This is a genomic window from Bacillus cereus group sp. MYBK15-3, assembly GCF_051916765.1.
GTDB classification, from domain to species: Bacteria; Bacillota; Bacilli; order Bacillales; family Bacillaceae_G; genus Bacillus_A; species Bacillus_A cereus.
This window is the reverse complement of the sequence record NZ_JBQAHG010000019.1, coordinates 1-7614: the sequence shown is the minus strand read 5'-3', so window position 1 is coordinate 7614 and position 7614 is coordinate 1. Positions and strand designations below refer to the sequence as shown.

Genomic DNA, 7614 nt, shown 5'->3' with positions numbered 1-7614 from the left:
TCATCCTGAGCCAGGATCAAACTCTCCAATAAAGTTAGTTTGTCTAGCATCTAAAATAAAAATTGACGTTTCACGTTGTTTGTTTCGTTCAGTTTTCAAAGAACTACTTAGCCGCTCATTTGCGACTTCCTTATGTTAACACTTTCGTTATTTGATGTCAACTAAGTTTTTCATTTCGTTTGTCGCTTGCGACGTTATTGTCATCGGCGACTTGTTCTATATTACACCCCTGTAGATCAATCGTCAATACCTTTTATCTTTTTTATTTTATAAATCATAAAAGCTTTGCCTTCTCTTAATTTCTAATACATCCTTAGAACTTCTTAAACTTATGTATTCAAATTAACAATCTGCAGCCTACACTCTCTAACTTAATACTAATACTTTTCTAAAGAATGAATGTGAGACCAAGTAAATATATATTAAGGATAGTATTTTTTCTTTTAGTACGTTCTCCCTCCTGCTCATCTCTAGGGGGATTATAAATAAAACACTTCTCTTCTTTACCTTTAAAAAAGGGAAAGAAATCTAATACCCTTAGGAGGCGTTATGAAATGCATGTTAATAAAAAGATAATTTATGTATCCCATGATGCCCATTTCCACGGAGCACAGCTACTTTCTTTACATACTATTAAGGCTCTTAAAGAAAACTTTGATTACTCTGTTGCAATTATTTCTATTGGATCCGGTATTTTAATTCCCGATTTTCAAAAGTATGGTCCTGTTTATTGTCTCGAGCAAGGTTATCAAACAGAAGAAAAGGTCGAATTATTAATAAAGGATTTATTATCACAGAATTTTACCCTCGCCATATGTAGCACTGTCATAAGTGGCGATATCGTCGCATTACTAGCTAGACAAAATATAAAAGTTGTTTCATTAATACATGAATTACCGCATTTAATACAACAGTACTCTGCTGAAGGGAAAGCTAAAAACATCGCTGAATTTGCTTACAAAGTTGTCTTCCCTTCACAATACGTATATGAAAAATTTCGTACAATCACTGAATTGGATCCTCAAAAATGTCACATTCTCCCTCAAGGTTTGTTTAACCACAATCCTTATAAGAACAATATTGCAAAAGCTAGAAATGAGTTACGTAAGAAGCTTAACCTGCCTCTAGATAGCAAAATCATCTTGGGTGTAGGCTTCGCAGATTATCGGAAAGGGATAGATTTATTCTCACTTATCTCTTACTCAGTAAGAAAGACTCACAAGGATATTCATTTCATTTGGGTAGGGAGAACAAACGTTCAATTCCTGAATACACTGCCCCCTAAATATAAAGCACATTTCACATTAGTCGATCCTACTCCCGATATCGGATTATATAACGCTGGGGCTGACTTATACTTATTAACTTCAAGGGAAGATCCTTTTCCAAATGTTGTTTTAGAAGCATTAGATGCAAAACTTCCTGTTATAGGGTTTAAAAATGCTGGAGGTTTTGAAGATGTTGTTACAGAAAAAACTGGTGCCTTAGTAGACTTTTTAAATTTACCCAAAATGCTAGAAAAAATATATGAATTTATTCATGATGAGGGATTACGATTACAAAAGGGAAGCTTTGGCCAAGAACTTATCGAAAAAAACTTCAATTTTCTTAATTACATTTATCAATTACTAGATCTTCTCGAACATAATTACAAAAAGATAAGTGTAATCATACCGAACTATAATTATGAAAAATACTTACCTGATCGAATCGAATCAATATTAAACCAAACCTACCCTCTTTACGAACTAATTTTCTTAGACGATGCCTCCACTGATCATAGCGTATCAACTTTTAAAAAGCTGCTTTCAAAAGAAAATAAGACCCACCTGAAGGTTCAACAGATTATTAATGATAAAAACTCTGGTTCTGTATTTAAACAATGGATAAAAGGAGTCTCTGCAGCAACTGGTGATTATATTTGGATCGCAGAGGCCGATGACCTATGCGATAAGACATTTTTACAAGAGGTGATACAGGGGTTTTATATAAATAACAATATTACCTTAAGTTACACACAATCAAAACAAATAGATGAACAAGGAAATGTATTGGCTAATCATTATTTAAATTACACAAATGATATCGATAAAGAAAAATGGAAAGCCCCCTATTTTCGAAAAGGCGTCGAAGAAATACAAGATACGTTACTTATCAAAAACACTATACCTAATGTTTCAAGTGTAGTTTTTAAAAATATAGATATGAAGAAAACGGAAAAACAGTTAGAGAAGTTCAAAATAGCTGGCGACTGGTTCTTCTATATTTCTCTTCTTACAGAGGGAGATATTCACTTCAATCCAGCCCCCTTAAACTATCATAGACGACATTTAAGTAGCGTAACGAGAACAGAAGATTCATACTCCCATTACAATGAAGTTGTGCAAATGCAAAATTTCATTAAAGAAAAATTTACTATCGACGACATTTCTAAAATGAAAATGTATACATATAGAAAGTATCTTAAAGCATACTTAAAAATTTAAACATGTGCTTTCTATGCCATCAATATCTCTTGTAAGTTACTACTATTACTCAAGGGAGGAATACTCTTTGAAAGACTTTATAGAGGAACATAAAGATTTAATTTCTCAAATCGCACACAGCTATAATGTAAATGCAAGTATCCATCCTGAGGATCATATCTTTCAGTTCATTGTCACTAATCCTGTCTTCCCATCAAAAAAAGAAGCGATAGATTACTACTTTAAAGATGGGAAAAACTCAGCACAAATACTCTTAAACTTAATTACTTCCCTTTATCCTCCTACAGGCAATCCAATTCAATTGTTAGAATTTGCATCCGGATACGGCTGCGTAACACGTCATTTATTAAATCTACAAACGAGTTTGAGTATAACCGCTTGCGATATACACGAAGAGGCCATTTCCTTTATTGAAAACAAATTAAATAATTCTTCTATATTATCTCATCCTGAGCCTGAACAGTTAAAATTGGACTCCTCTACATACGATATCGTTTTTTGTCTATCCTTTTTCTCTCATATGCCTGATACAACTTGGTTTCGTTGGCTGCAAACATTGTATAACGCTGTTTCACCTGGTGGTTTATTCATTTTCACAACCCATGGCTATCAAAGCAAAAAATACTTCGGGTTTCCAAATTTAAATGAAAAGGGCTATTGGTTTCTCTCTTCTAGTGAACAATTTGATTTAGATGTGAATCAATACGGACAAACGATAGTTAGCCCCTCTTACGTGTGTGACAAAATTAAATTATTACCCCATAACCCAATTATTAAAAAGTATACCGAAGGATTTTGGTGGGAACATCAAGACCTTTGGGTTATAGAAAAAGAAATAAAATAATAACCCACGCTCTGCTTATATACAAGTAGAGCGTGGGTTATTATTTTTTACTACATAAAAACTCTTCAATCCATAGCTTATTTAATCTAATCCCATGTTTAAAATCTATTTTAGGTTCCCAATTCAATTCTTGTTTTACCTTATCAATATTTAAAATGATTCTTTGAACGTTCTCTTGTTTTTGTTTGTAACAGATAAAATCCACTTTTCTTTCTGTTATTTTCTCTAATTCCACTATAATTCGTTTTAAAGAAAGACCTTTGCCACTCCCTATGTTGTATACGCAAGATTTCAATTGATTTAATTGTGCTAGTTGTATAGTAATTTCAACTAAATCATCGATATAAATATAATCTCTAATAATCTCCTCTGGATTCCCATATATATGAATCCTTTCATTACTGAGATGCTGGTACAAAAAACAATTTATCGCCCCAACTTTTTTTAAAGGGTTTTGGTATTTTCCATACGGATTAGAATATCTACATACAACATAATCTATTCCATATTTTTTCTTATAAAAATACAAATAATTCTCCAGCGAAACTTTTGTTATTCCATACGGGGAAAGTGGTCTTAATGGATGTTTCTCATCAATAGGCAAATATTCAGGTTCACCATAAACTGTGCCTCCCGAAGAAGCTAATATAATTTTTTTAATACGAAATTCTTTAACACTTTCCATGAAATTAAGAAAAAATAGACTGCTATTAATATCGCCAAAAACGTCTTCAATTGAAGTTGCTACGTTAGACGTCGCAGCTAAATAAATAATAATATCTATATTCACTAAAGCCTTATATATATCCTCAACATTTTCTAAATCACCTTTAATAAATTCAACTTCACTTATAATATTTTGAGGAAAATTATTTATATGTCTGGAAAATACTTTTACATTTTGCCCCTGTTTCAATAAACCCAATGCGAGGTTGATACCAATGAAACTATTTCCACCTACTATTAAATAATTATTCTTCCTCATAATATCATCTCTCTAGTAATAAATTTTTCCTATCGTCAAACTTAAAAATATACACAAATAAACTGGATCATTTTGATTATTCATCCTCTTATCATTGTATGTTTGTTATAAATTTTCATTATCTTTATTTTCTATTTTCATTTTAGAATAGCTTCCTTATTAAGGTTGACTGCAAAAACACTCATAATATTTACTCATCCCCATGAATATATTTAATAAACAATCCTCACTTGTTTAACCCATAAAAAAACTTCTAAATACACAAGGTTCTCAAAAAAGGAGTGCGAAACTCATGAAAAATATAAATCAAGAACTTTTAAATCATGTAATCCTACATAAAGATCGAATTCCCCATTACCATAAAGACTTTCCCCTTATACTATTTTGGAGTCATAGAAGCGGATGCACCTCATTAGCTAATTGGTTCTTTTTTCAAATTGGATTATTTACTGAAGCAAAGAAATACAATGACTTTATTCATTACTATGAGTTCTGGGTGTATAAAAACAGTACAAATTACATTCAACAATTACAAAATAGTCTTCTAGAGGCTAAAAAAAATGTTTGTAAACTTGTACGAAATCCTTATACAAGGGCTGTCAGCTCATTTTTATTACTTGCTGACAATCCATATGCTAGCCCACAATGGGAGAGCATCCGTCATTATTTTTATAATGATAAATATAGTAATCAAGGAATATCATTTAAACAATTTTTATATTACGTTCAGGCATTCGGTTCCAATTCCCTAGCATTAGATATACATTTTAGTCAACAATACGTCCCTGGTGAAGAAAACTTCATTCAATGCTATATTCCTTTAGAAGATTTTAATACACAAATCGCTAAGATAGAACACATGTACGATTTAACAAAATCTAATTTAGCACTTCTTACAAATTCAGATCATCATCGCGCTCACAAGATGATTTATGCAGGAAGCTATGCAGAACTTAGCATTACAGATCCAGGCTTTCCCCGATTTCCAACATACGAAAGCTTTTATGATAAAGAAACTATGGACTTAGTTACAGAAATATACGCACAGGATTTTGAAATGTACCCATACACGAAAGGGATATTTTAAGTCTATACATTTTCCCACGAATAAAAGCTGATACATCGCATAGCATAAAGTGAAACTTTAATTCGAGTGGGAGTTAATTATTCTCTTTCCCTAATCGTAATTTTAAGAGATACCTAACTTTCACCCATTTCCTTTGATTTCGCTGATTGTTGACGTGTATCATACTTTCCATACATAGATTGCATTTATTAACATAGGAGGGATATCGTGTGGAAATCAATTTGAAACACAATAATGGGTACTGCGTTATTTGCGAAAAGAAAGCTACATTTATAGAGCATAATGATTGGCTTAGAGATCATTATTTATGTTCTACATGTAACTCTATACCAAGGCAGCGAGCTTTAATCCATGCTTTACATACATTTTTTCCAAAATGGTATTCCTATAATATTCACGAATCCTCTCCTGGAGGAATTACGACTCAGCTACTATTAAAAAACTGTAAAAACTATACTTATTCTCAATACTTTAAAAATTATCCTCTTGGCCAATACTTTCAAGGTATTAGATGTGAGAACTTAGAAGACATGACTTTTGAAAATGAATCTTTTGATTTATTCATTACTCAAGACGTTTTTGAGCATGTAATGACGCCAAACAAAGCCTTTAAAGAAATAGAACGAGTATTAAAACCTGGCGGTGCTCATGTATTTACTGTCCCTTGGTATCATACACTCACAAAAACTGTGCAAAGAGCAAGAATGAATAAAGAGGTGATTGAATATATTGAAGAGCCCATTTATCATGGAAACCCTATTGATGAGAATGGATCTTTAGTAACGTTCGATTGGGGGCAGGATATGATTGAATATATTTATACACATGCAAACATGTATACAATTGTTTATTTACAAAAGGATAGATCACTAGGGCTAGATGCTGAATTTTTACATGTTTTTATTAGTAAAAAATGTGTAAAAAATTTCTAAATACTATATAATTCAGTGATTTAATAAATCACTAGTAACTTCCCACTACTTGAACTACGAATAACATAAGGGGGATATAACTTGAAAATAATCGCTTTTTACTTACCACAATTCCATCAAATTAAAGAAAATGATCGATGGTGGGGGAAAGGATTTACTGAATGGACAAATACTAAAAGTGCACGACCTTTATTTTCAGGACATTATCAACCTAGGGAACCTTATCAAGATTTTTATTATGACTTAACTACCCCCTCCGTAAGAAAGTGGCAAGCAAAAATCGCTAAAGCATACGGTATATATGGTTTTTGTTATTATCATTACTGGTTTAAGGGAAAAAGACTATTAGAAACCCCCTTTAATGAGGTACTAAAGATGAAAGAACCTGACTTCCCTTTTTGTCTTTCTTGGGCAAATGAACCATGGACAAAATCTTGGGATGGTCTCGATAAACATATATTAATGCCTCAAGACTACGGAGATATATCTGATTGGAAGGAACACTTTGATTATTTATTACAAGCTTTCCAAGATGAGAGATATATTTATATAGATGATAAACCCCTATTCATTATTTATCGTCCAGGACATATTCCTGATTGCGAAAAAATGCTTAATTACTGGAATGCATTAGCGCGAGAAAATGGTTTAAAAGGTATATACTTTGCTGAAACATTAAACAGTTTTCCACTACCTAATATAAATGGATTCGATGCTAGCATTCAGTTTGAACCTTTCTATACAATTGCCCATGATAGCTCTTCAGACATAAATAAGGTAATATATGATTCTGATATGCAATTAAATGTTTGGGACTACGATAAAGTATGGATGTATATATTACAACGATCGCTCCCAAAGAAAAAAACATTTCCTGGTGCTTTTGTTGATTGGGATAATACTGCACGACGTAAAAACGCGAATAGCAGCATCTTTGTAGGTTCTACCCCTGAAAAATTCACCATATATTTAAGCAAGCAAATTCATCGAACTTACTCTTTTTATAACAGCGAGTTTTTATTTATTAACGCATGGAATGAGTGGGCGGAAGGAACTTACTTAGAGCCAGATAAAAAATATGGATTTTCTTATTTAGAAGGGGTTAAAAATGCAATTGATAGAGGTATGAAAGCATACAAAAAAGACGAGTCATTCTGACTCGTCTTAAGCTTGCTTGGCGACGTCCTACTCTCACAGGGACAAGGTCCCAACTACCATCGGCGCTAGAGAGCTTAACTTCCGTGTTCGGTATGGGAACGGGTGTGACCTCTCTGCCATCA

Annotated in this window: 6 protein-coding genes and 1 rRNA gene; 5 read left to right on the top strand and 2 right to left on the bottom strand. The window is 32.6% G+C overall.

Annotated elements, in window-relative coordinates; all coding sequences use genetic code 11:
* The first annotated feature begins 554 nt into the window (after window positions 1-554).
* Together ACTFR8_RS30200 and ACTFR8_RS30195 are read left to right on the top strand one after the other, a co-directional pair.
* Window positions 555-2486, top strand: a complete 1932-nt coding sequence (locus ACTFR8_RS30200; RefSeq protein ID WP_252209759.1) for a glycosyltransferase — start codon at window positions 555-557, stop codon at window positions 2484-2486.
* Between the two features lie 67 nt (window positions 2487-2553).
* A complete protein-coding gene (locus tag ACTFR8_RS30195) occupies window positions 2554-3330 on the top strand; it encodes a class I SAM-dependent methyltransferase (RefSeq protein ID WP_000651234.1) in 777 nt (258 codons plus the stop codon).
* A 40-nt stretch (window positions 3331-3370) separates the two neighbouring features.
* On the opposite strand, the gene ACTFR8_RS30190 is transcribed toward ACTFR8_RS30195, so the two are convergent.
* The gene (locus tag ACTFR8_RS30190; RefSeq protein WP_001230829.1) at window positions 3371-4315 is read right to left on the bottom strand and encodes an NAD-dependent epimerase/dehydratase family protein; all 945 of its coding nucleotides are present in this window, start codon (window positions 4313-4315) and stop codon (window positions 3371-3373) included.
* 292 nt (window positions 4316-4607) lie between these two features.
* On the opposite strand from ACTFR8_RS30190, the gene ACTFR8_RS30185 reads away from it, so the two are divergent.
* From ACTFR8_RS30185 to ACTFR8_RS30175, 3 genes are all read left to right on the top strand, one after another.
* Complete coding sequence (locus ACTFR8_RS30185; RefSeq protein WP_048568271.1) at window positions 4608-5402, top strand: sulfotransferase family 2 domain-containing protein; 795 nt, start codon at window positions 4608-4610, stop codon at window positions 5400-5402.
* 209 nt (window positions 5403-5611) lie between these two features.
* Window positions 5612-6334 (top strand): class I SAM-dependent methyltransferase, encoded by a 723-nt coding sequence (locus ACTFR8_RS30180; RefSeq protein ID WP_048568272.1) that lies wholly within the window; start codon window positions 5612-5614, stop codon window positions 6332-6334.
* 81 nt (window positions 6335-6415) lie between these two features.
* Window positions 6416-7492 carry a glycosyltransferase WbsX family protein gene (locus ACTFR8_RS30175; protein WP_000690999.1) on the top strand — a complete coding sequence of 359 codons (1077 nt, stop codon included), beginning with the start codon at window positions 6416-6418 and terminating at the stop codon, window positions 7490-7492.
* Window positions 7493-7506: 14 nt separating this feature from the next.
* On the opposite strand, the gene rrf is transcribed toward ACTFR8_RS30175, so the two are convergent.
* A 5S ribosomal RNA gene (gene rrf / locus ACTFR8_RS30170) occupies window positions 7507-7614 on the bottom strand; the annotation flags it as partial.